This window comes from Mesorhizobium sp. M8A.F.Ca.ET.161.01.1.1 (assembly GCF_004792105.1).
Taxonomy (GTDB): domain Bacteria; phylum Pseudomonadota; class Alphaproteobacteria; order Rhizobiales; family Rhizobiaceae; genus Mesorhizobium.
In genome coordinates, this window is sequence record NZ_SRTD01000009.1 from 94,483 (window position 1) to 117,214 (window position 22,732).

Below are 22,732 nucleotides of genomic sequence, written 5' to 3' on the forward strand. Positions count from 1 at the left end.
GTGTTCACCTGCGAGATATTTCCTCGGATAGTTCGGGCTCTGTTGCGGTATCGAGCCGCGCATGCTTCAGTTCGACTGCCGACGGCGCGTTCGTCGATGCCAGGAGTTCCGTAACCTGGTCGTCGGTCGGAAGCGCTTCGCGCCCGCCCCGCCCCGTTATCGAAAGAGCCGCAGCAGCGGCCGCGAATGCGACCCGGCGCGCGGTGTCGGCGCCGCGCGTCAATGCAAGGGCGTAGGCGCCATGAAAGCAGTCGCCGGCGCCGGTCGAGTCGACGACTTCAACCCGGTGCGGAGGCAGGTGCCACAGCCCGGCTTCGTCGCGTCCGCGATAGTAGACGCCCCTGCCGCCATCCGTCAGAACCACGGCGGACCGCGACGGCAACCACAATGCATCGAGTATCTCGGCCGGCGATCGGCGGCCCGTGGCGGTCCGCGCAAAGCCGAGGGGAAGAATGAGATGGTCGCAGAGCGCGATCAGCCTCTCGGTGGCTGGACCGCCGTTCCATTCGACGTCGCCGAGGATCGCAAGGCCGAGGTCGCGAGCCCGAGCCACGACATCCAGCGACCCGATCGCATAACTATCGACGATCAGGACGGTCGCGCGGCTGAGGACCTCGTCCGGAAAGTTCGGTGCGGTGCCCAGCATCGCTTCGTCGTCATAGGCGATGAACCGGTCTCCATCCGAACCAACCGTGATCCGTGAGCGCACCGGGCGCGCATCGGCGTGGCGCGGCGCGAACGCGGTTTCAACGCCGCTCGCAACGAGATCGCACAGCACGGCGTCGTCCACGGCACTGCCAAGCCATCCGATGAACCCGGCGCTTCCGTCGAGCCGCGCGACGGCGGCAAGCGCCGTCGCGACATTTCCGCCGAAAGTCCGGGCGCTTTGCAGAACCTTCCCCTTGCCCGCCGACAACGGCTGATCGACATAGACGATGTCGTCGATCGCAATAGCTCCGAAGCCGAGGATTGCAGGGACGGTGGGCATCGGTCAGGCACCCGCCTTCGCCAGGGCGTCCTGCGCCGAAAGGCCGTCATGGATGACGCCCCGGAAGGCAATGGCCGCCTTCTGCGGATCGCCATGCCCCCAGAGATTGCGGCCCACCACGGCACCGCGCGCGCCGGCACGGATGGCGTCCGCCGTCTGCTGAAGGGCACCGAGCAGCGTATCGGTCTTCGGGCCGCCGGCGATGACAACCGGCACCGGGCAGGTCCGAACGGTCTCTCGAAACGACTCGAAATCGCCGGTGTAACCGATCTTGATCACGTCGACGCCGGACTCATAGCCGATGCGCGCCGCATAGGCGATCTCGTCTGGAGTGAAGACGATCTTTGCACCGTCGGTGAAATCGCGAGGGTAGATATGCGCCACCACGGGCATGCCGTAACGGGCCGCCGCGTTCACCGAGTCGGTCAGCCAGCGTATGTATTTGCCCTCGGTCGCGCCGCGCACCGGAATGGCCACGGCCAGCGCGTCGGCGCCAGCCCGCACCGCGTCCTCGGGCGTCGCAATCAGTTCGCTGATGCGATCGTCCGGGGTGAAGCAGCCGGCTTGGATCACCAGGGAAGCCTTGCCTGCGTATTGCGGCCACAGATGGCGCGCGGTGCCGGGCTGGATGCTGACGTAGTCGGGCTTACCTTCCATGACGCGAGCGAGCGCGCCCGGCAGGTCGGCAAGGCCGCCTTTACGCACGTCGCCATAGCCGACGAAGTGGTCGACCGCGCCGCCAAAAAGGTTCCCCGATGGATGTGAGAAGAGGCGCGCAAGGCGCACCTGGGTTCCAAGGCTCATGAGTGCAAAATTCTCCAATCGGTTGGTTTCAAAATCCCAAATCCAGTGTTTTCGAAAGAAACCACAAAAGCAATCTTTCGAAAGCTTTCGAATTCGCGTATTTTTGGCATGACGAACCGAGACCAGGGCGATCGCCTGGCGCATAGAGGCGAGGACAGGGCAATGTTGTCAGAGCAGAGACGCCAATCGATCCTGGGCGAGGTACAACGCAGCGGACAGGTTCGCATCAAGGACCTGTCGGACGATTTCGGCGTGTCGGAAGTCACTGTGCGCTCCGACCTCGAGATACTGGACCGCAAGGGACTGCTGACCAAGACCCGTGGAGGCGCGGTGACCCGGACCACGGATTCGACCACGGCCGCGTTCGCCCGGCGGATGCAAACCAACCTCGAGGCAAAGAAACGCATCGCCCGGGCAGCGGTAGCGCTGTTCGAGGACAACCAGTCGGTCATCTTCGACGGCGGCTCGACATTGATGCAGCTTGCCATGCAGTTACCGCCGCTCAGCAATGTCGTGGTCGCGGCCACGGCGATGAATATCGTGCAGCATCTGATGCATCGGCCCGGGCTCGACGTTCACATGATCGGTGGCCGGGTCTATCCAGACACGGTGACCACGCTGATCACCGATGCCGACACGGCTCTCGGCGGCTTGGTGGCCCATCAGGTCTTTGTCGGAGCGCATGCGATCGACTCCTCACTGGATGTGGTCGACGTCAATGAAGACATGGCGCGAACGAAGCGAAACCTGGTGCGCATGGCCCGGCGCGTTGTCCTCCTTGCGGATTCGAGCAAATGGGGCGTCAGCGGGACCTCCAAGGCATTTTCGCTGTCGGGCGTCGACGTGGTGATCACCGACGATGGCCTGTCCGGCCCGATACGCAGCCAACTCGACAGGACCGTGGCCAAGGTGATCTATGCCTGAACCCGTCGCGATCCCTGGCCGCGCGGCAAAGATCCAATGTGCGCCTGATCCATGGGATTCGCGTCGGCGCCCAGCCGATTTTTCATGCCTGTCATTTTCTCCTCCTACGGCTGGGCAGCCTCCCGATATCGCGCCAGCATTTCCGCATGTTCTATAAAAATTTTACGCGCGTCAATATTTAAAATGCTGTATAGCGATTTCGATAGCGATCCGTAGCCTTGGCGGCGGATTCGACAGTCCATGACCGCGTTGGGAGGCACGACAGAAATGCAGGCAAAATCACAGGCGAAGCTCGGTATCGGCGTCGTCGGATGCGGCAACATCTCGATGACCTATCTGCGCAACGCCGCGCTGTTTGGCGGGGTCGAGTTGCGCGCCTGCGCCGACATCTCGGCCGACATGGCGGCGCTGCGGGCTAAGGAATATGGCATCCGGGCGCTTGGCGTCGATGCGCTGCTGGCCGATCCCGAGATCGACCTCGTCCTCAACCTGACCATTCCGGCGGCGCATTTCGACATTTCGATTTCAGCCCTGTCGGCGGGAAAGCATGTCTTCACCGAAAAGCCCCTGGCGACGTCGGCCAATGACGGGCGCCGCCTGGTGGCGGAGGCGGCGAAGCGCGGCGTGCTGCTCGGCTCGGCTCCCGATACCTTCCTTGGTGCGGCCGGACGCAGAGCGCGCCGTTTGATGGATGAGGGCGCGATCGGCCGCCCGGTCAGCGGCACCGCCTTCATGATGGGACGCGGCATGGAACACTGGCATCCCAACCCGCAATTCTACTACCAGCCTGGCGGCGGCCCGGTGTTCGACATGGGGCCCTACTACCTGACCATGCTGGTCAACCTGCTCGGTCCGGTCGCGCGCGTCATGGCGATGGCGACGAAGGGTCAGGAAGAACGGTTGATATCGGCCGAAGGGCCGTTCAAGAACACGACGTTCAAGGTCGGCACCCCGACCAATGTGCTGTCGCTGCTCGAATTCCGCTCCGGCGCCACCGTCACCTTCGGCGCATCGTGGGACGTCTTCAGGCATTCCAACCATCCGATCGAACTGCACGGCACGGAAGGCTCACTGCGCCTGCCCGACCCGGACACGTTCGGCGGCACCGTCTCGCTGTCCGAACGCGGCGCGGAGTGGAAGGATTTCGCCAGCGAAGGCGAACTCTACGGCGCCCGCAACTGGCCTTACGCAGCGCCCGACCGCGCCAATTACCGCATGCTCGGCGTCGCCGATCTCGCACGTTCGCTGCAGACAGGCGCGGCGCCTCGCGCTTCCGGCAATCTGGCGCTGCATGTGCTGGAGATCATGGAAGCGATCCTGCGATCGGGCGAGACGAAAAGCTCGGTCGCCATTGCCGGTGACGTCGTCCAGCCGGCCCTGCTCGGCGAAGACGAGGCACGCGGCCTGCTCGCCTGACCCCGCGGCGGAGATGACGATGACACTCGATTCGGATGCTCAGCGTGCCCTCGAAATCGGCCGGGCCGCCGGCGGCGAACCGTTCGAGAATGGCAGCGTGGCGGCGGCGCGGGCCGCTTATATCGCTTCGTTCCCGACTCAGCAGGGCGACCGCGAGCCGGTCGCGGCAACCGAGCAACGGCAGGTCGACGGGCCGAACGGCCCGGTGACGATCCGCATCCATCGCGGTATCGGCGCGCCGCGGACCGGGGCGCGCGCCGTGCTCTATCTGCACGGCGGCGGCTGGGTCATCGGCAATCTCGATTCGCATGACGAGATCTGCCGCTGGCTGGCCAATCTCGGCAACGCGGTCGTCATCTGTCCCGACTACCGGCTGGCGCCGGAGCACAAATTTCCCGCCGGGCTCGAGGACTGCGCGGCAGTGCTGCGCTTCATGGCCGGGAATGCCGGAGACCTTGGCATCGACCCAGCCCGCATTGCCGTCGCCGGCGACAGTGCCGGCGGCAACCTTGCCGCCGTGCTGACGCTGCTTGCCCGCGACGGACTGGCGCCGCCGCTTGCCGCCCAGATCCTGATCTATCCCAACACCGATGCCCGCCAGATCGCGGACAGCTACCGGCGTTTCGGTGACGGCTTCGGGCTCACCGCCGCCACCATGGCCTGGTTCCGCGACCGCTATGTGCGAACGCCTGACGACATCGCGGACTGGCGCGTTTCGCCGCTGCTGGTCTCCAGCCTTGCCGGCGCGGCGCCGGCCTTCGTCGCGGTCGCCGGCCACGACATCCTTGCCGACGAAGGCACGGCCTATGCCGAGCGCCTGCGCGCCGACGGAGTGCCGCTGGTGTTGCGGCACTGGCCGGGTCAGATCCATGGCTTCGTCTCCATGGGCCGCCACATCCTGGCCGCGCGGCAAGCGGTGAGCGAGGCGGCGGCCTGGCTTCAACTGCAGACGCGTGCTCAGGCCGACTGACGCATCACCAGGGTCGCGCCGAGCTTGACGTTGCGCGCCATGTCGTGGCCGGGCGGATCGGCCTCGTCCAACAACGCCAGCAGGATCTCGACGCTGCGGCCAGCCATGGCAGCGAAGTCCTGCGCCATGGTGGTCAGCGCGGGACAGGTGTAGCGGCTCAGCGGATGATCGTCGTGGGCGGCGACGCGAAAATCACAATCGGCGCGGCGGCCGATCTTCAGCCCGCGCGAAAAGGCGGCCGACATCACGCCGAAGGCGAGACGGTCATTGGCGCAGAGCAGCGTGCGGGCCGGCAGGCCGCCTTTCTCGAGCGTCCTGTCCATCCATTCGTGGCCGATGCGCTCGAAGTCCCAGCTGTAGTCGCCAGCCGCCTTGAGAACGGTGGGCTCCAGACCCGCGGCCTGCATCGTGTCGACATAGCTCTGCAGGCGTTCGCCCGAATTGTGGTTGACATGCGGAATGTCGACATAGACCGGCGGTTCGCCGGACCGGCAGAGATAATCGACGATCGTCGAGGTGCTCTGGTGATTGTCATTGCCGACGAACGGCGTGTCGCCTTCGATGTAAGTGTCGAAATAGACGATCGGGATGTCCTCGCTCATCCGCTCGAAGACGCCGGGTTCGGAGACCCGTCCCAAAGGAGCGACGATGGCGCCGGCAACCTTCAGCGACATCAGCGTCCTGACCGATTCCGCCTCCAGCTTCGGCGAACCGTGCGATGAAATGACGATCGGCCAAAACCCTTCGTCGCGGCAGCGCAGTTCGATGCGGCTGACCATCTCGGCGTAGAACGGATCGGTGATCGTCGGCACGACGATGCCGACATTGCGGGTGCGCTTGCGGTTGAGATTGCGGGCGAAAACATTCGGCTGATAGTCGGAGGAACGAAGCGCCGCCTCGATGCGCGCCCGTGTCGCCGGCTTCACGCTGGCCGGATCGTCGAAATACTTCGACAGGGTCGGCCGCGACACGCCGGACGCCCTGGCGAAATCATCCATCGTCCGGTGGGTCTTCTCCGCCATCTATATTTAGCCCTTTACCTCAAAGCCGCCCTTCGCGCTCTGGCCAGAATCAGCCTTGCGACCGTCGCGATGAGGCAGCATTGCTTGACCGAACTTATTCAGTCAAATTTCCACGTTTCCAGTACAACGCAAAAGTATTGCGCACGTCAAATTATTTATTGACGCTCTGAAAACAACAACTTAGGTTTTGAACTCGCACGGACATGGGGGGAGCGTACGGCAACCAGAGTCCGGCAGATGGTGAGGACATGAAGAAACTGGTTTGCGCCGGCGAGATCCTGGTCGAGATCATGGCCGAGCGGATCGGCCAGAGTTTTCGCGCCGCCGGCCCGCTGGTCGGCCCGTTTCCGTCAGGCGCTCCCGCCATCTTCATCGACCAGGCGGCGCGGCTCGGTCAGCCGGCGGGGCTGATCGCGGCAGTGGGCGACGACGATTTCGGCCATTTGAACATAGAGCGCTTGCGCGCCGACGGCGCCGACATCTCGGCCATCACCGTCCATCGGGGTGCCGCGACCGGAACCGCCTTCGTCACATATGAGACCGATGGCAGCCGGCACTTCGTCTACAACATCAAGCAAAGTGCCGCCGGGCTGCTCGAGATCGGTGCGGAAGCGCGCGCGCTGCTGGCCGGCGCCGACCATTTTCACGTCATGGGCACATCGCTGTTCTCGCCCGAGGTGATCGAGGTTGTCCGCAACGGGATCGAAGCCGTCAAGACGCGCGGCGGCACGGTCTCCTTCGACCCCAACATTCGCAAGGAGATGCTCGATCTGCCGGGCATGCGCGACGCCTTGCATTTCGTGCTCTCCAAGACTGATGTTTTTCTGCCGAGCGGGCCGGAACTCTTCACCTTCGCCGAGGCAACCGACGAGGAGAGCGCGGCGCGCGAAATGCTGGACCGCGGCATCTCCGCCGTGGTCGTCAAGAAGGGCGCGCAGGGCGCCGTTCACTACGACCGGTCGGGGCGCATCGCTTCACCCGGCTTCGTCGTCGAGGAAATCGACCCGACCGGCGCCGGAGATTGTTTTGCGGCGGCCTTCGTCTCCTTCTGGCTGCGTGGAGAAGCACCTAAGAGGGCGCTCGAGATCGCCAATGGCTGCGGCGCGCTGGCGGTGACGAAGAAGGGCCCGATGGAAGGCATCGCCTCGCTGGCCACTGTCGAGGCGTTCGTCGCGACCGCCAGGACCGGAGCACCGGCATGAGCCAGGCGACCGACAGGCTGGCCGCCATAGCAAAGCGTCGTACGGCCGGCGAGCGCGCCGGCATTGCCTCGATCTGCTCGGCCCATCCGTTGGTCATCGAAGCGGCGCTGCGCCACGGCAAGGCGCGCGGCGCCGATGTGCTGATCGAGGCAACCTGCAACCAGGTCAACCACGAAGGCGGCTATACCGGCATGACGCCGGGCGATTTCCGCCGCTTCGTCGAGACGATCGCCGGCAAGGCCGGGTTTCCCCTGGACAGGCTTGTGCTCGGTGGCGACCATCTCGGCCCCAATCCCTGGAAGCACCTGCCGGCGCCCGAGGCGATGGAAAAGGCAGCGCGCATGGTGGACGCCTATGCCGAGGCCGGCTTCACCAAGATCCACCTGGACGCCAGCATGGGCTGTGCCGGCGAAGGTGCCGCACCACCCGACGCGACGATCGCCGCGCGCGCCGCCGAACTGGCCGAGGTGGCGGAGGCCGCGGTTGAACGAACAGCCGGCGCCGAGCCTGTCTATGTCATCGGCACGGAAGTGCCGGTGCCGGGCGGTGCCCTGGAAGCGATGGGCCATCTGGCTGTGACGACACCGGAAGCGGCTGGCGAGACGGTGCGCATCCACCAGCAGGCCTTCCACCAGCGTGGCCTCGACCATGCCTTCTCGCGGGCGATTGGCGTCGTCGTCCAGCCCGGCGTCGAATTCGGCAATGCCGAGGTCATCACCTACCGGCCCGAACGCGCCCGGGCGCTGGCCGGCACGCTGCGGGACCTGCCGCAATTCGTCTTCGAGGCGCATTCGACCGACTACCAGCCGGTCGCGGCGCTGACGGCACTTGTCGACGATGGCTTCGCCATCCTGAAAGTCGGACCTTGGCTGACCTTCGCGCTGCGCGAAGCGCTCTACGGTTTGAGCCACATCGCCGACATTCTTGCTCCCGACCCGGCTCGGGAAAGCCTGCCGGCGGCGATGGAGCGCGTCATGCTGGCGGCGCCCGGCAACTGGAAGAATTACTATCACGGCAGCGAGGCCGAGCAGCGGATCGAGCGGCATTTCTCCTACAGCGACCGTATCCGCTACTACTGGCCGGCGCAGACGGCGCAGCAGGCAGTGGACTCGCTGATGCAGGCGCTGGGCGAGCGCGACATCCCCTCGCCGCTGATCAGCCAGTATCTCGGCCGCCTCGACGGCGCGGTAGCAAGCGGATCCGTCGCCCCAAGAGCCAGGGAACTCCTGATCGCAGCCGTGACGGATGTTCTCGACATCTACGCCAGCGCAACCGGCTGATCCCGACAGTCATGCCCGTGGCACCAGAACGAGGGCACCCGTCGTGCGACGATCCTCCAGATCGCGATGCGCGCGAGCGGCATCGGCAAGATCGTAGTGCGTCGGCGCCTCGACCCTGATCACACCCTGGCGCAGCGCCTGAAAAAACCTGGTGACATGGGTGCCGAGCTTTTCCGACGTGTCGGTGTAGTGGGCATAGTTGGGGCGTGAAACGGTGATCGATTTCGATGCAAAGCGGCCGATATCCCAATTGCCGATCGGTCCCGAAGCCTGGCCGAAGCTGACGAGATGGCCACGCACGGCAAGCGCCGCCAGCGAACCGGCGAACGTGTCGTTGCCGACCGCGTCATAGGCGACGTCCGCGCCCCTGCCACCAGTCAGCCGCATCACCGCCTCGGCGAAATTATCGCGGGAATAGACGACTACGTGGTGGGAGCCGAGCCGTTCGACGATCCGCGCCTTGTCGTCGCTCGACACTGTGGCGATGACGGTCGCGCCGAGATGGCGCGCCCACTGCACCAGCAACTGGCCGATGCCGCCTGCCGCGGCATGGATGAGGACGATGTCCCCCCTCTTCACGGCATGAACATCGTGCAGCAGGAAACTCGCGGCGACCCCCTTGAGCAGGCCGGCAGCCGCGGTCTCGTCCGAAATATCGTCGGAAAGACGAACCAGCAGTTCGGGCGCCATGTTGCGCCGCTCGCTGTAAGCGCCGACCGGCGGACAGGCATAGGCGACGCGGTCGCCGATTGAGAAACCCGATACCGCCGGACCAACCGCCTCGATGATGCCGGCGGCTTCCATGCCCGGCACGCCGGGTGGCCGCAGCAGGTCGAAGAAGCCGGTGCGGCAGTAGACGTCGATGAAATTGACACCAATCACCGTGTGACGGATCCGCACCTCGCCCGGCGCGGGCGGAGGCAAGGCGATGTCCCTGAGCTGCAACTCCTCCGGTCCGCCATAGCGTTCGACGACGATCGCGTGGGTCGTTTCGGCGGCAGCCCTTGAAGCAACGAGCGGCACGCTTGCGGATGAGGTCGGTGCGACGATCGCTGGCGATGGCCGCGCCTCCACCGGCGCGCCGGCGTTGCGCCGCCGCAGAAGAGCGCGCACGGCGGCGAAACCGGCCTGATATATGCCTTCGGTGACTAGCTTGACCAACTCGTCGCGGCGATGCGCCGGCGGGTTGAACTCGGAGCGCCATTCCCAGAAGGTGGCGTCGCCGTCGGTCACCGGCTTCAGCCGAAGCGAGGCGACATAGCCCATCAGCGGCAGCGGCGCTTCGAGCAGGCAGTAACTCAGCCGCCGGTCCTTGTCGGACAGCGCCAGCAATTGCTCGCGCAATTCGCCGCCGTCGTTCAGCCTGAAATGGCGCACCGAGCCGACGGCATCGACCGGCTCGCTGCCTTCGATCTCGCTGAAGGCGATCGCCGGGTGCCAGCGATCATGGCCGTTGAAATCGCGCAGGATCGCCCAGACCTCGTCGATCGGCGCATCGATGATCGTGCTCTGGCAAACCCTGACCATCGGCCGGCGTCAGCGCCCGAACCGGTGCTTTAACGCGGTGAACGCGGTCTGGAACACGCCATTGCCGATCTGTTGCATGAGTGCCGCCTCGCGATCGTCAGCGCAGTCGAACTCCGCCTGCCATTCGGCGAGCGTCAGATTGCCGTCGGTGATCGGCGTCAACGATAGCGTGGCGACATAGTTCTCCACCGCCATCGGGCTTTCCAGAATCGCATAGCTGCAGGACAGGTCGTAATCCGACAGCGCCAGCAGCCTTTCACGGATGCGACCGCCGTCCTTGAGCGTGAAATTCCTGATGCAGCCGATCTGGTCGGCCTGCGCATTCTGTTCGATGCGGCTTTCGGCGACGAACGGCGCCCAGCCTGCCAGACCGTTGAAATTGCGCACGATCTTCCAGACCTCCGCCGCCGGTGCGGGAATGACCGAAGAGACATAGACCTTGGTCATGCTTGCTGGCCGAGAGTGGAACGATGGAGGCCGAGCTTGGGTGTGCCCTCCCTGTTGATGTCAGCGCCGACCCTCATTGTCCTGCCGGACATTTCTCCCCGTATAGTGACGGGGAGAAAGAGGCTGGCCGCTACCTCGGCGCCCACCTTGCAACGCTGGCTGCTGGCGAAACCGTCGATGACGGCGCCCCTCTCCCCGTCACTATACGGGGAGAGGATGCCGGCAGGCAGGTGAGGGGCAGCGCAGATGTTCACCTCAATGATCGCGGTCGTCATCGTCGTCCTTGGCGCCCTTGCCCTTGCCCTTCTTGTCGCGGGTCAGGCTGGAAATGTCCTTGGCGTCGCGCAGCACGTCGGTCATGCGGCCGAGCGAGCCGCCCTCGATGCCGATCTCCTTCATCAGATTGTCGATCATCGGCGCCTGCACCCGATAACGCAGCGCGGAGTCGATGACCTCGTCGGTGACGTTGCGGTTACCGCCCTGCCCGCCATTGATGCCATCGACATGCAGGATCTTGATGCCGTCGATCTTCTCCATCGGCTTGACGCTTTCGCGGATGATGCCTTCCATGTGGTCGAGCAGCTTGCCGCGCAGGCGGCCGGCGCGTGCCTCGCTGGACAACAGGTTCTCGGCCTCATTGAGCTGGCGGTTGCCGGCGGCGTCGACTTCGTAACGCTGTGCCGCGGCAAGGGCATGGATCTTCTCCGCTTCGGCCGATGCCAGCGCCGCGATCTTCTGCGCTTCCGCCAGACTCTTGGCCGCCTTCATCTCGGCGTCGGCAGCGGATGTGACTCGCAGCGCCTCGCGCTCGGCCTCGCGCTGCGCGCCGATCAGGTCGGTCAGCTTGCGGCGCTCGGCGATTTCACGTTCGCGGGCAGTGAAGGCCTGTTCCTCGGCCTGGATGGCCTTGGCGCGCACGGCTTCGGACGCCGCGATCGCGGAAGAACGCTCCTGCGTCTTCTTGGCGATGTCGATCGCCTTCTGGATTTCGGCGATTTCGATCTTCTGGTCGCGGTCGACGCCAAGCTGGCGGATGTCGCGTTCCTTGATCAGCCGCGCTTCCTCGATGCCGCGCTCGGTGGTGATGCGGGCCCGTTCGACCTCCTCTCCGGCCGAAATCTCGGCCTCCTCGAAGGCCTGCCGCTTGGCGATCTGAAGCGCTTCGAGATGCCGCTCCCTGGCGATCCGCACTTCATCAACCGCACGCTCCTGCGCGATGCGTGCGGTCTCGGTCGCCTGGTTCTCGGAAATTTCGGCGCGGCGCTTCTCAGCTTCCGCCTTCGTCACCTCGAGCGCCTTTTCGGCGAGTGCGATCTGCCGCTCCAGTTCGGCCACCTCGAGCAATTTCTTGCGCTGGATTTCGAGTTCACGCTGCGCGCCTTCGCGTTCGATGCGGGCTTTCTCCAGCGACAATTCGAGTGCGATCTGCTCGCGCTCGGTCAGTTCGCGCATCTTCATCTCGGTCTCGTCGAGCGAGCGGCGGCGGGCGATCTCACGGCGCTGCGTCTCTTCCTCGCTGTTGATGCGCTCCTGCGTGATGTTGCGCTCCTGATTGAGGCGCGATTTCTCGACCGCCTCGCGCGAGGAAAGCTGCGCCTGTTCGGACTCCTGGTCGCGCAATGCGCGCTCTATGGCGAGTTCGGAACGCTGCGCGGCGCGGCGGATCTCGACCTCGCGCTCCTGTTCGAGGCGCGCATATTCGGTGTCGCGGTCAATCTCCAGCACTTTGCGCTGGGTGTCGAGGTTCTGGTTGCGGATATCGACCAGCGTGCGTTGCTCGATCTCGTTGCGCATGCGGCGCCGGGTCTCGATCGATTCGGTCAGTTGCGTCAGGCCCTCGGCGTCGAAGGCGTTGGACGGGTCGAAATATTCAAGACTGGTCTGGTCGAGATCGACGATGGCGACGCTTTCGAGCTCGAGCCCGTTGGCGGCGAGCGACTCCTCCGCCAACCGGCGCACCTTGGCGGCGTAGTCGCCGCGCAGTTCATGCATTTCTTCCAGCGTCATCTGGGCGGCGACGGTGCGCAGCGCGCCGGCGAATTTGCCTTCCAGCAATTCGCGCAGGCTGTCGGGCTGCAGCGTGCGGCGGCCGAGCGTCTGCGCGGCGGCGGCCACCAGTTCGCGATGCGCGCCGACGCGGACGAAGAACTCAGCGATCAGGTCGACGCGCATGCGGTTGCGGGTGATCAGCGCCAGCGCGTCCTCGCGGCGCACCTCGATGCGCAGCACGTTCATGTTGACCGGGGTGATCTCATGCAGCACCGGAATGACGAAAGCGCCGCCATTCACCACCACCTTCTCGCCCATGAAGCCGGTGCGCACGAACGCCGTCTCCTTGGTCGAGCGGCGATAGAGCCAGCGCAAGATGTAGACGGCGATCACGACGACGATCGCCGCAATGATCAGCCACAACAGGAAAGCGCCAAAGGTCTGCGCGTCCATGATCTATCCTCCCCAAGACAATGCGGTCGGCGCGAGGCGACCGGCAGTATTTTCAAACATCCACCCGTCGGGCGGCGAAGTCCAATTCTTCATGCCCGCCTCTGCAGCTTCGGCGTGATGGCGTGGAACGCTGAGATCACCGCGTCGACAAAGGCCGGGTCATTGATGTTGGCCGGCACCCGCTCGACGTTGCGCTGCGGCGTCTGGCGAACGGTCCTCTCGATCGCTTCGAACAAAGCGTTGTCAGCCTCGGGATCATGAAAGGGCTGGCTGGGCGCACCGAGCATGGAAACGCCGCCCTCGGGCAGCAGGAACCGCACCGGGCCGTTCATGGCGTTGAGCCGCGCGCCGATCCATTCGCCGAAGGCGCGGTTCTCGTCACGCGTCGTGCGCATCAGTGTGACGTTGGGATTGTGGATGACGAATTTGCGGCTGCGGAATTTGTCCGGCACGCTGTCGCGCGGGCCGAAATTGACCATGTCGAGCGCGCCGGCCGAGCCGACATAGGGCAGTCCGGTGCGGATCGCCGCGCCAAAGCGATCCTGCGTCGCCGGGAAGACGCCCCCGACAATCATGTCGGCCACTTCGGTCGTGGTGAGATCGATGAAGGCTGACAGCAGCCGGGAATCGCCGAGGTTTTCCATCGCCCGCCCGCCTATGCCGGTGGCGTGGAAGACGAGGCAGTCATAGTCGGCTTCGAGTCGTCTGGTCACCGCCTGCACGGCAGGCGTGGTGACGCCGAACATGGTGATGCCGACCGCCGGCCGCGCCAGCTTGCGCTTGGCTTCCCAGGCCTCGGCATCGGGCAGTTGCGCGACCATGCCGGCCATGGCGTGCGCGGCATTGGAGAGCACCTGTTCGGTAATCGAGTTCAGCCCCTGCACATCGGCCACGGAATGGAACATCATGATGTCGGCGCCGCCCACATATTTGGCGACATCGCCGGCCGCCACCGTCGACACCATCAGCTTGGGAATGCCGACGGGCAGCACGCGCATGCCTGCGGTGGCCAGCGTTGTGCCGCCGGAGCCGCCGGCGGAAATCACGCCGCCGATGCGCGGCTCGCGCTCGATCCAGCGTGCGAAGGCGTCCGCCATGGCGCTGACCGAACCCCCGCGGTCATTGGTGAAGACGGCGGAGGATCCGCGCACATGCATGCCGGCGACCTGCATGGCCGGAACGTCGGCGCTGGTCGGTTTTCCCGAGGTCGACAGGTCGACCGTACGCGCCGGCAGGCCCAGCGCCTTCAGCCGGTCGGCCATGAAGCGCAATTCCTTGCCCTTGGTATCGAAGGTGCCGACAACCAGCACGGTCCTGCCGATGCGCTCGGCAAAGGGGATGGCGAAGATTTTTTTCGGATCGTCCTGCGGGGCGGTTTTGTCGACCGCCGCCTGGCGCAATTCGGTGACCGGGACGTTCCAGCGGTTGGGCAGTTCGACGACCGGTCGGTAGACGCCGTCTTGAGGCATCGGCTCGCCCGATGCGGTGCCGGTACGGTCGACGCGATAGACTTTCGCCAGTTGCTCCCTGGCCTGCGCGGCTTCGGCCAGCGTGACGGGCGCTTCCTCGGCGTGGCGGCCGACGCCAAGCAGCCGCTGCTGCAGTTCGCGGTCGGCGGCCAGCGCCTTGGCGTCCATCAGCCGGTTGATGCGGCCGTTGACCATGATGGCGACCTGGTTCGACACCGAGGTCGCCACGCCGATGTTCTGCTCGATGACCAGCACCGCCATCTCGCCCTCGGCGGCGAGATCGACCAGCATTTTTTCGACCTGGTCAACGATGACCGGCGCCAGCCCTTCGGTCGGCTCGTCCATCACCAACAGCTTGGGATCGCTGAGCAGCGCACGCGAAATCGCCAGCATCTGCTGCTCGCCGCCCGAAAGCTGCGAGCCGCCATTTGTCCGGCGTTCGGCCAGACGCGGAAAGGTCTGGTAGACCCGTTCGACCGTCCAGGAGGCGTCGCGCCTGTTGCCGGCCGCGAGGCGCAGATGCTCGTCGACCGTCAGGCTCGGCCAGACGCGGCGGCCTTGCGGCACATAGCCGACGCCGAGACGGTGAATCTCGTGCGGCTCAAGCGAGGTGATTTCGCGGCCGTCGAGGCGGATCGAGCCGGACTTCGCGCGCTTCAGGCCGACAATGGTGTTGCAGAGCGTCGACTTGCCCATGCCGTTGCGGCCGACCACCGACAGCACGCCGCTTTCCAGCGTCAGCGAAACGCCCTGCAAGGCATGGCTTTCGCCATAAAAGACCTGGAGGTCTTCTATGCGCAGCATTGCCTTGGCGGTCTTCCCGGCACGCTCAGCCATGCTTGCCCCCGAGATAGATCTCCTGGACTTCCGGGTCGGCTTCGATCTCCTGCGGCGTGCCTTCCTTGAACAGGCGGCCATTGTGCATCATCGAGACATATTCCGAGACGCGCAGCGCGACGTCGAGATCGTGCTCGATGATGATGTAGCCGATATGCCTGGGCAGTGCGTTGAGGATGGCGACGAGGTCGCGGCGCTCGGTTGGCGACAGGCCAGCCGCCGGCTCGTCGAAGAGGATGAAGCGCGGCGCACCAGCCAGCGCCAGGGCGATCTCCAGCTGGCGCTGCTGGCCATGGCTCAGCGTCGCCACCAGCGTGTCGCGATAGGTTTCCAGATGCACGGCGTTGAGGATCGATTCCGCCTGCACCATGTTGACGTCCGACGCGGCCGGCCGCAGCAGCGAGAAGCGCCGCCTCGAGACGCCGCGACAGGCAAGGAAGATGGAATCGAGAACCGACAGGCCCTTGAACAATTGCGATATCTGATAGGTGCGCCGCAGGCCGCGCCGGATGCGCTCATGCGGCGGCAGGTCGGTGATGTCCTCGCCGAAGAAGCGTATGCGCCCTGACGTCGGCATGAAGTCGCCGGTCACGGCGTTGAACAGCGTGGTCTTGCCGGCGCCGTTGGAGCCGAGGACCGCGCGCCGTTCTCCGGCCGCGATCCTCATGGTGATGCCCGAGAGCGCCACCAGCGCCCCGAAATGCCGCGCCACGCCATCGAGCTCCAGCGCATAGGCACCGGTGCTCTGGAGGCGGTTTGCTGCGAGGCTTTCGGTCACTGGCGGCTGCATTCGATATTGGCTGTTACGGGCAGCTCGGATTGTCGCGGTTGACCGCGCCGAGCTTCATGAACTCGTCTTCGGGAATGCCGAGCGTCTGGTTGACCTGCGGCACGACCTTGACCAGCTTGTTGAGGAGATTGCCGTCGGCACCTTCGGTGACCTCGGTCAGGAAGATGTCGGCGATGGCGTTGCGGTTCTTGTCGAGCGACACCTTGCCGGTCGGCGTGTCGAAGGAGAGCTTCGACAGCGCGTCGCGCAGCTTCTTGCCGCCGTCGGAGACATCGCCGCCGACCTGGTCGAGGCCGAGCAATGTCGCCTTCATGTCGACATAATAGCCATGGGCGAAGAGCGAGGGCGACGGAAAGGCGCCAGGCTGCTTCTTGTAGGCCTCGACGAACGCCTTCCACGCCGGCGCGTCATTGGTGTCGGCGGTCGGTCCGGCCGATGGCGTGCCCTTGAGCACGTCCTTCAGCTTGCCCTTCGAAGTCAGCACCGTCTGGTCGACGGTGATCGAACCGCCGATCAGCGGCGCGGTGCCGCCGCCCTGCTGGTACTGGGTCAGGAAGTTGACGGCGTCGGCGCCGCCGAGCGCGACATAGATCGCATCGACGTCCTCGGGAATGGCTGCGATGACCGACGAAAAATCCTTGTTGCCGATCGGCACCCACGACTTCGACGGCACATGGCCGCCGGCCTTGCAGAACTCGGCCATGAAGCCGAACACCTGCGTGTAGGGGAAGGAATAGTCCTCGGCGACGGTGGCGACCTTCTTATAGCCCTTGTCCTTGAAGGCATAGGTGCCAAGGCCGGCCATCCACTGCGCGCCGTCGGTGGAGAAACGGAAGAAGTTTTCCGCCGGATTGCGCAAAGTGGTGTCCTGCGCGGCCGACGTACCGTTTATGAAGGTCACGTTCGGCTGCGTCTTGGCGTAGTCCTTGACGGCGATGCCTTCGTCGCCCGAAAGCGGGCCGACCAGCACCTTGACGCCGTCCTGCTCGACCAGCTTGCGCGCCGCGCGCACCGCGCTGTCGGGCGAGGCGTCGGACGAGCCCTTGACGATCTCGATCTTCTTGCCGGCGATCATGCCCTTCATCTCTTCGACCGCGGTCATGGCGCCGCGTTCGCCGTCCTCGCCAAGCACCGTGAACGGTCCCTCGAAGGTGGCGAGCAGGCCGATCTTGACGGTGTCGTCGGCGGCCAGCGCCATCGACGGCGCGGTCAGCCCGGTGAACACCGCGAGCGCCAGTAAGGTACGTCTATGCATCCTCATGTTTTTTCCTCCCGTTGATTTCGTTTTGCAGTGGTTCATTCCATCCCGGTCGCTAGGCGCCGGGACGCAAGGACTCCTGGGCAAGATGTGGCTTGATCCTCCCCCACAACCCAAGAATTCCGTCCGGTGAGACGAAGACGATCACCAGGAACACAAGGCCGATCAGCGTGTTGAACCGCTCAGCGCCGACGATGTCGATGGCGAAGGTCTGCATCAGGACGACGACGAGCGCGCCGAGGAACGGCCCAATCGGATGGCGCAGCCCGCCGATGACGGCGATGATCAAGACATCGATCGCGGCATCGACGCCGATAGTGCCTGGCGAGACGCGGCCGTTGAACCAGACCAGCAGCACGCCCGCCAGACCGGCGATGACGCCGGAGAGCAGCCAGGCGAACACCTTGTGCGCGGTGACATGGTAGCCCAGCGCGCGCATGCGGCGCGGGTTGTCGCGGATCGCCTGCAAGGTCATGCCGAAGGTCGAGCGCGAGCCATAAAGCACCGCCGCGTAGCACAGCGCCGCCAGGCCGAGGCAAAGGTAATAGAAGGGCTTGGCGTCGCGCCAACCGATGCCCCAGAAGGCCGGCGCGCGGATGCCGGCATAGCCGGAATGGCCGTTGAAGATGGCGTAGTTCTGCTGGGCGAAATAGTAGGTCGCGGTGGCAATCGCCAGCGTGATCATGATCGTATAGATGCCCTCGGTGCGCACCGAGATCCAGCCGATCAGCGCCGATGCCAGCGCCCCCGCGAGCACGGCGAATGGCACCACCAGCCACCACGGCCAGCCGAAACCGAGGATATTGGAATTGTTGTTGCCGAGGATGGCGATGGCATAGGCCGATATGCCGGCAACGGTGATCTGCGCCAAGCTGACCATGCCGCCATAACCGGCGAGCAACATAAGCGAGAGGCCCAGCATGCCGAAGATCAGCGAATAGCCGCCGATCTGGGTCAGGAAGAAGTCCGACGCCACGAGCGGGTACAGCACCAGCGCGACGCCAAGGATGATGTGGCCGGCGCCGAGCTTCTCCACCCAGCTCTGCTGCGTCGTGCCGTCCGTGGCGATGGCGAGGCTCATCGGGCCTTCCCCATGATGCCTTGCGGCCTGACCGCCAGCGTCACCACCATGATGACGAAGGTGAGCACGATGCCGTAGGTCGGGAAATAGACGAGGCCGATCTGCTCGGCGAGACCGATGAGCAGCGCGCCGATGGCCGCGCCCGTGATCGAGCCCATGCCGCCGACGATGACCACGACCAGCGACGCCAGGAGGTAGCGCACGTCCTCGCCGGGCGCGACCGACAGTGCCGACCCTCCGACGACGCCGGCAAAACCGGCAAGACCTGCGCCAACCGCGAAGACGATGGCGAACACCGCGTGCACGTTGACGCCGGAGGCCTGCAGCATGGCGCGGTCGTCGACGCCGGCGCGGATCATCATGCCGACGCGGGTCTTGTGCAGCATCAGCCAGAGGCCGACGCCGATGACGATCGCCGCCGCCAGCACGACGACGCGGTAGAGCGGATAGGTGAGGAAAACCGAGGCGCCGTTGGAACGCACCGCCGTGATGACAGGCAAGGTCAAGGCGCCGTCGAGCCATTCCGGCGTCGTGATCTGGTAAGTGCCGCCGGCCCACACCGCCAGCATCAGGTCGGCGGCGACGATCGAAATGCCGATCGACACCAGGGTCTGCCGCAGGTCGTCGCCTTCGAGGCGACGGAAGACGAAGACCTGCATGACGACGCCGACGATGGCCAGCACCGCGAAGCCGGCGGCGACGCCGAGCAGCCAGTAGCCGGTGCGGTTGGTGACCTCGTAGCCGATATAGGCGCCGAGCAGATAGAGCGAGCCATGTGCGAGATTGACGTTGCGCATCAGGCCGAAGATCAGAGTGAAGCCCGAGGCGACGAGGAAATAGAGGCCGGCCAGCGTAATGCCGTTGAGGATGGCGCTGACGAAAGCCTTCTTCGAGATCAGGATGGCGTTCAGCCAATCGGGCCAGACGGCAAAGACCAGCCATGCGATGACAGCGGCGGCGAGCAGGCCAACAAGGCCCCACGCTTGCCCGCGCGTCATGCCATCGCCCGAGGACAGCCCGGACGACGAGGATGGCTGGTCGAGCAGGCTCATGCCGTCAGCCGCCGGCGCTGCTCGTTCATGCGCGGCGCCTTGTGGAACTTGCCGTCCTTCATGATGGCGAGGATGCGGTTCTTGTCCTGCAGGATGCGCACATCCGAGATCGGATCGCCGTCGATGAGCAGGATATCGGCGAGGTAGCCTTCCTTGATCAGACCGAGCTCGTCGCCCATGTTCATGATCTGGCCGCCATATTTGGTGCCGGCCTGGATCGCTTCCATCGGCGAGAAGCCGAGCATCTCGACGAAGGTCTGAATGTCCTTGGCGTTGGTGCCTTGCGGCGTCCAGGCAAAGCCGTAGTCGCCGCCGATGCACACACGAATGCCGCGCCGATGCATCTTCTTCATCGTGTCGATGCACATTTCGAGTTCGCGCTCATATTCGAGCGAGAGTGGCGAGCCGGGCTTGATGCCCCATTGCTCGGCATGGCGAGCGGTGTTGATCAGCCAGGCAATGCCGGGCGCGACGAAGTGCTTGTCCTTGACCGCCTCGAGCATGTCGAGCGCCTCCTCGTCGGCGAAGGAGGCGTGATAGATGTTCTGGATGCCGTGGCGCACGCATTGCTTGACCGAGCCGGACGAGCGCGCATGTGCCGACAGGACCTTGTTGCGGCAGCGCGCCTCGGAGGCGGCCATAGCAACCTCCTCCTCCGACATCGGCGTTTCCTCGGCGCCCATGCCGGTGATGCTCTCGCCGGACAAATTGAGCTTGATGGAATCGACGCCGTATTTGATCAGCTGGCGGACGGTGCGGCGGATTTCCTCGGGGCCGGAGACGACCAGGCCGAGGTTCAGCCCCTCATGCGGAATGTGCGAGGGCGCTGAATCGCCGAGACCGCCGACCGTGGTGATCTCGGGACCAGCCGCGAGATAGCGTGGTCCGGGGAAACGGCCCTGGTTGATGAATTTCTTGGCCACGACATCGAGGCGCGGCTTGGCAGCGGCAGCGCCCCGGCCGGCGGTGAAGCCGGCGTCGAGCACCAGCTTGGCCATCTCCATGGTGACCAGCATGTGTTCCTCGACCTCCATCATCTGGATGGGATCGATGCCGGGCGCGTTGTTCCAGGACAGGTGCAGATGCGCGTCGATCATGCCGGGCATAAGCGTCGCGCCCATGCCGTCGATGATAGTTGCTCCCCCCGCCGCACCACCGCTGTAGGAGGACGACGAGGACGAGCCGAAGCGCGACGAACCCTTGGTGATCTGCTTGATGCGGTTGCCCTGCACCAGCACCTCGCCGGTGTAGGGATATTCACCAGTTGCGTCGAGCACGCGCACATTGGTGAACAGCGTGCTGCCCGAGCCGTTGCCGTTCCAGCTGTCGTCTGCCATCACAAGCCTCCCAACTTGCCGAGCGCATAAGTTTACGCCCGATCGGAATTCCTCACCTATCAACCCGTCTCAAAAAATCAGCGAGCTTTTGGGTGCTTTCGCGCGGGCTCTCGACCGTTGCCCAATGTCCGCACCGATCCAGCGATGAGAATACGGCGCCCTTGATTCTATCGGCAAGCGCCTGGGCGACGCCGGGCGGATTGACCGTGTCGGCATCGCCGGTGACCAGCAGTGTCGGCGCCGAGATCCGGCGCACATCGACGGCGGTCGCCTTGGCCAGCACCTCGCAGGTGCGGGCATAGGATTCGGGATCCTGCCTCGTGATCGATTCCCGCACGAAGGCGACTGCCGCCGGCGAGGTTTCCCTGCTGTGTGCCGAGATCGCGTTGGCGACGATCTGGTCGGCTATGTCGGCCATGCCGCCCGAGCGCGCCAGTTGCGCCCGCTTGCCGAGCCCTTGCCGTGTCGCTTCGGTCGGCTCGGCCAAGGCCCCAAACAGGGCGAGCGACCTAACCAGCGAAGGCTGCGCCGCCGCGATCTGCTGACAGACGATGGTGCCCATCGAATGGCCGACGAAATGGGCTGACGTGACCCCCATGCCGGCCAAGGCGCGGATCACCGCCTCGCTCATGCCTTCGATGGTCAGCGGCTCGATCGGACGCGGCGAACGGCCGGAGCCCGGCAAATCGAGCCGGATGACGCGATAGGCGGACAATGCCGCCATCTGCGGCTGGAACATGTTCGAGGTGCCGCCAAGGCCGTGGATCATCGCCACGGCAGCCCCCTCGCCGACAGTTTCGGCAACGACCTGGCCAACCGTCACCGTCGTCATTGAGCATGCTCCGCGAAGCGGTTTTCCAGCGTGCCGATGCCGTCGATTTCGATGCGCACAACGTCGCCAGCCTTCAGGTATTTCGGTGGATCGAAGCCGATGCCGACGCCGACCGGCGTGCCGGTGGCGATGATGTCGCCGGACTTCAGCGTGATGCCCTGCGACAGGGTGGCGATGATGGTGGGAATATCGAAGATCAGCAGCGATATCCTGGAATCCTGGCGCAGATCCTCGTTGACGAAACACCTTATTCCGGCGGTCGCCAGGTCGAGTTCGTCCCTGGTCACCGCCCAGGGGCCCATCGGGCAGAACGTGTCCTGCGACTTGCCGATCAGCCACTGGCTGTACTTGCCCTGCAGGTCGCGCGCGGTGACGTCATTGACGATGGTGTAGCCCCAGACGTGATCGAGCGCGTTCTCCCTGGAAATGCCGCGTCCACCTTTGCCGATGATGACGGCGAGTTCCGCCTCGTAGTCGATAGCCGTCGAGACGGAGGGATCGATCAGCACGCTGGCATGGTTGGCGACCACCGATTCCGGCACTTTGGAAAAGATGATCGGGTGCTTCGGGATCGCGCCGGCGCCGGCACTGGAATCAAAGCCCGAGCGGGCGAACTCATGCGCGTGCTCGTGATAGTTCTTGCCGACACAGAAAATGTTGCGGCGCGGCTGGGGGATCGGCGCCTCGATCTCGACCTGCGCAAGCGGGATCGGCGACAAGGTACGCGGGATGCCGGCGCCGTTGCGCTCGACCAGCGCCAAGATGCCGGACCTGGCCTGGTCGACCGAAAAAGCGAAAGGCGCGATAGTCTGGGCATCGAGGTCGACAAGACCGACGCGACGTTCGCCGGATATCGAAAAAGTCGCGACCCGCATCCAGTTCCTCCCTGAACCAATATTGAGCCAATTTTTTGCTCTTTCGCTACACGCTATCGCCGATTGGTTTAGGCCGCAAGCGGAATCTCGGCTGATCGCACCAAAAGTATCCGGCCGCGATATGCCAGTTTCAGCGGACTCGCTCCGGTGCTGCGTAATGGACGGCGGCGCAAGAAGCT

Annotated in this window: 19 protein-coding genes; 5 read left to right on the top strand and 14 right to left on the bottom strand. The window is 64.9% G+C overall.

Translation table 11 applies throughout. From position 1 onward, the window contains the following. Positions 1-4 precede the first annotated feature (4 nt). Positions 5-988: a PfkB family carbohydrate kinase gene (locus EN804_RS21585; protein ID WP_135921302.1), complete on the bottom strand. Its 984-nt coding sequence runs from the start codon at positions 986-988 to the stop codon at positions 5-7. 3 nt (positions 989-991) lie between these two features. Continuing rightward, entirely contained in the window at positions 992-1,792 is an 801-nt protein-coding gene (locus EN804_RS21590; RefSeq protein ID WP_135921410.1) for a class I fructose-bisphosphate aldolase, read from the bottom strand. A gap of 162 nt (positions 1,793-1,954) precedes the next feature. Here EN804_RS21590 and EN804_RS21595 point away from each other — a divergent pair, with 162 nt between their 5' ends. The 3 genes from EN804_RS21595 to EN804_RS21605 all read left to right on the top strand — a co-directional run bounded on the left by EN804_RS21595 (position 1,955) and on the right by EN804_RS21605 (position 5,102). Beyond that, on the top strand, positions 1,955-2,716 hold the full coding sequence (locus tag EN804_RS21595) for a DeoR/GlpR family DNA-binding transcription regulator (protein ID WP_135921304.1): 762 nt from the start codon (positions 1,955-1,957) through the stop codon (positions 2,714-2,716). Positions 2,717-2,983: 267 nt separating this feature from the next. Further along, positions 2,984-4,132 (top strand): Gfo/Idh/MocA family oxidoreductase, encoded by a 1,149-nt coding sequence (locus EN804_RS21600; protein WP_135921307.1) that lies wholly within the window; start codon positions 2,984-2,986, stop codon positions 4,130-4,132. 19 nt (positions 4,133-4,151) lie between these two features. Then, on the top strand, positions 4,152-5,102 hold the full coding sequence (locus tag EN804_RS21605) for an alpha/beta hydrolase (RefSeq protein WP_135921309.1): 951 nt from the start codon (positions 4,152-4,154) through the stop codon (positions 5,100-5,102). On the opposite strand, the gene EN804_RS21610 is transcribed toward EN804_RS21605, so the two are convergent. Then, entirely contained in the window at positions 5,090-6,124 is a 1,035-nt protein-coding gene (locus EN804_RS21610; protein ID WP_135921311.1) for a LacI family DNA-binding transcriptional regulator, read from the bottom strand. The two genes, EN804_RS21605 and EN804_RS21610, sit on opposite strands and share 13 nt — an antisense overlap. Positions 6,125-6,372: 248 nt before the next feature. Here EN804_RS21610 and EN804_RS21615 point away from each other — a divergent pair, with 248 nt between their 5' ends. Continuing rightward, positions 6,373-7,326 carry a sugar kinase gene (locus tag EN804_RS21615; protein WP_135921313.1) on the top strand — a complete coding sequence of 318 codons (954 nt, stop codon included), beginning with the start codon at positions 6,373-6,375 and terminating at the stop codon, positions 7,324-7,326. Then, complete coding sequence (locus tag EN804_RS21620; protein ID WP_135921315.1) at positions 7,323-8,606, top strand: D-tagatose-bisphosphate aldolase, class II, non-catalytic subunit; 1,284 nt, start codon at positions 7,323-7,325, stop codon at positions 8,604-8,606. Before EN804_RS21615 ends, EN804_RS21620 begins: the two co-directional genes overlap by 4 nt. A gap of 9 nt (positions 8,607-8,615) precedes the next feature. On the opposite strand, the gene EN804_RS21625 is transcribed toward EN804_RS21620, so the two are convergent. The 11 genes from EN804_RS21625 to EN804_RS21680 form a co-directional block, all read right to left on the bottom strand. Beyond that, on the bottom strand, positions 8,616-10,133 hold the full coding sequence (locus EN804_RS21625) for a zinc-binding dehydrogenase (protein WP_135921317.1): 1,518 nt from the start codon (positions 10,131-10,133) through the stop codon (positions 8,616-8,618). Between the two features lie 9 nt (positions 10,134-10,142). Further along, complete coding sequence (locus EN804_RS21630; RefSeq protein WP_127275949.1) at positions 10,143-10,580, bottom strand: SRPBCC family protein; 438 nt, start codon at positions 10,578-10,580, stop codon at positions 10,143-10,145. 255 nt (positions 10,581-10,835) lie between these two features. Beyond that, complete coding sequence (locus tag EN804_RS21640; protein WP_127870586.1) at positions 10,836-13,022, bottom strand: flotillin family protein; 2,187 nt, start codon at positions 13,020-13,022, stop codon at positions 10,836-10,838. A gap of 89 nt (positions 13,023-13,111) precedes the next feature. After that, positions 13,112-15,328, bottom strand: coding sequence for an ABC transporter permease (locus tag EN804_RS21645; protein WP_127277811.1), 2,217 nt, complete (start codon positions 15,326-15,328; stop codon positions 13,112-13,114). Then, positions 15,321-16,106 (bottom strand): ABC transporter ATP-binding protein, encoded by a 786-nt coding sequence (locus EN804_RS21650; protein WP_245511735.1) that lies wholly within the window; start codon positions 16,104-16,106, stop codon positions 15,321-15,323. The genes EN804_RS21645 and EN804_RS21650 overlap by 8 nt, the downstream gene beginning before the upstream one ends. Positions 16,107-16,131: 25 nt before the next feature. After that, positions 16,132-17,373, bottom strand: a complete 1,242-nt coding sequence (locus EN804_RS21655) for an ABC transporter substrate-binding protein (RefSeq protein ID WP_246693462.1) — start codon at positions 17,371-17,373, stop codon at positions 16,132-16,134. A 58-nt stretch (positions 17,374-17,431) separates the two neighbouring features. Beyond that, entirely contained in the window at positions 17,432-18,457 is a 1,026-nt protein-coding gene (locus EN804_RS21660) for a branched-chain amino acid ABC transporter permease (RefSeq protein WP_135921321.1), read from the bottom strand. Further along, positions 18,454-19,455, bottom strand: a complete 1,002-nt coding sequence (locus EN804_RS21665) for a branched-chain amino acid ABC transporter permease (RefSeq protein ID WP_167531366.1) — start codon at positions 19,453-19,455, stop codon at positions 18,454-18,456. The genes EN804_RS21660 and EN804_RS21665 overlap by 4 nt, the downstream gene beginning before the upstream one ends. Before the next feature lie 50 nt (positions 19,456-19,505). Then, complete coding sequence (locus EN804_RS21670) at positions 19,506-20,846, bottom strand: amidohydrolase family protein (RefSeq protein ID WP_135881653.1); 1,341 nt, start codon at positions 20,844-20,846, stop codon at positions 19,506-19,508. 52 nt (positions 20,847-20,898) lie between these two features. Then, positions 20,899-21,678, bottom strand: a complete 780-nt coding sequence (locus EN804_RS21675) for an alpha/beta fold hydrolase (RefSeq protein ID WP_127870581.1) — start codon at positions 21,676-21,678, stop codon at positions 20,899-20,901. Further along, positions 21,675-22,553 carry a fumarylacetoacetate hydrolase family protein gene (locus tag EN804_RS21680; protein WP_135921323.1) on the bottom strand — a complete coding sequence of 293 codons (879 nt, stop codon included), beginning with the start codon at positions 22,551-22,553 and terminating at the stop codon, positions 21,675-21,677. The genes EN804_RS21675 and EN804_RS21680 overlap by 4 nt, the downstream gene beginning before the upstream one ends. Between the last annotated feature and the right edge of the window lie 179 nt (positions 22,554-22,732).

Excerpts from the sequence above, each read along its gene's own strand:
- EN804_RS21585 (WP_135921302.1), bottom strand. The coding sequence starts at position 988 with ATGCCCACCGTCCCTGCAATCCTCGGCTTCGGAGCTATTGCGATCGAC.
- EN804_RS21590 (WP_135921410.1), bottom strand. The coding sequence starts at position 1,792 with ATGAGCCTTGGAACCCAGGTGCGCCTTGCGCGCCTCTTCTCACATCCA.
- EN804_RS21595 (WP_135921304.1), top strand. The coding sequence starts at position 1,955 with ATGTTGTCAGAGCAGAGACGCCAATCGATCCTGGGCGAGGTACAACGC.
- EN804_RS21600 (WP_135921307.1), top strand. The coding sequence starts at position 2,984 with ATGCAGGCAAAATCACAGGCGAAGCTCGGTATCGGCGTCGTCGGATGC.
- EN804_RS21605 (WP_135921309.1), top strand. The coding sequence starts at position 4,152 with ATGACACTCGATTCGGATGCTCAGCGTGCCCTCGAAATCGGCCGGGCC.
- EN804_RS21610 (WP_135921311.1), bottom strand. The coding sequence starts at position 6,124 with ATGGCGGAGAAGACCCACCGGACGATGGATGATTTCGCCAGGGCGTCC.
- EN804_RS21615 (WP_135921313.1), top strand. The coding sequence starts at position 6,373 with ATGAAGAAACTGGTTTGCGCCGGCGAGATCCTGGTCGAGATCATGGCC.
- EN804_RS21620 (WP_135921315.1), top strand. The coding sequence starts at position 7,323 with ATGAGCCAGGCGACCGACAGGCTGGCCGCCATAGCAAAGCGTCGTACG.
- EN804_RS21625 (WP_135921317.1), bottom strand. The coding sequence starts at position 10,133 with ATGGTCAGGGTTTGCCAGAGCACGATCATCGATGCGCCGATCGACGAG.
- EN804_RS21630 (WP_127275949.1), bottom strand. The coding sequence starts at position 10,580 with ATGACCAAGGTCTATGTCTCTTCGGTCATTCCCGCACCGGCGGCGGAG.
- EN804_RS21640 (WP_127870586.1), bottom strand. The coding sequence starts at position 13,022 with ATGGACGCGCAGACCTTTGGCGCTTTCCTGTTGTGGCTGATCATTGCG.
- EN804_RS21645 (WP_127277811.1), bottom strand. The coding sequence starts at position 15,328 with ATGGCTGAGCGTGCCGGGAAGACCGCCAAGGCAATGCTGCGCATAGAA.
- EN804_RS21655 (WP_246693462.1), bottom strand. The coding sequence starts at position 17,373 with ATGCATAGACGTACCTTACTGGCGCTCGCGGTGTTCACCGGGCTGACC.
- EN804_RS21660 (WP_135921321.1), bottom strand. The coding sequence starts at position 18,457 with ATGAGCCTCGCCATCGCCACGGACGGCACGACGCAGCAGAGCTGGGTG.
- EN804_RS21665 (WP_167531366.1), bottom strand. The coding sequence starts at position 19,455 with ATGACGCGCGGGCAAGCGTGGGGCCTTGTTGGCCTGCTCGCCGCCGCT.
- EN804_RS21670 (WP_135881653.1), bottom strand. The coding sequence starts at position 20,846 with ATGGCAGACGACAGCTGGAACGGCAACGGCTCGGGCAGCACGCTGTTC.
- EN804_RS21675 (WP_127870581.1), bottom strand. The coding sequence starts at position 21,678 with ATGACGACGGTGACGGTTGGCCAGGTCGTTGCCGAAACTGTCGGCGAG.
- EN804_RS21680 (WP_135921323.1), bottom strand. The coding sequence starts at position 22,553 with ATGCGGGTCGCGACTTTTTCGATATCCGGCGAACGTCGCGTCGGTCTT.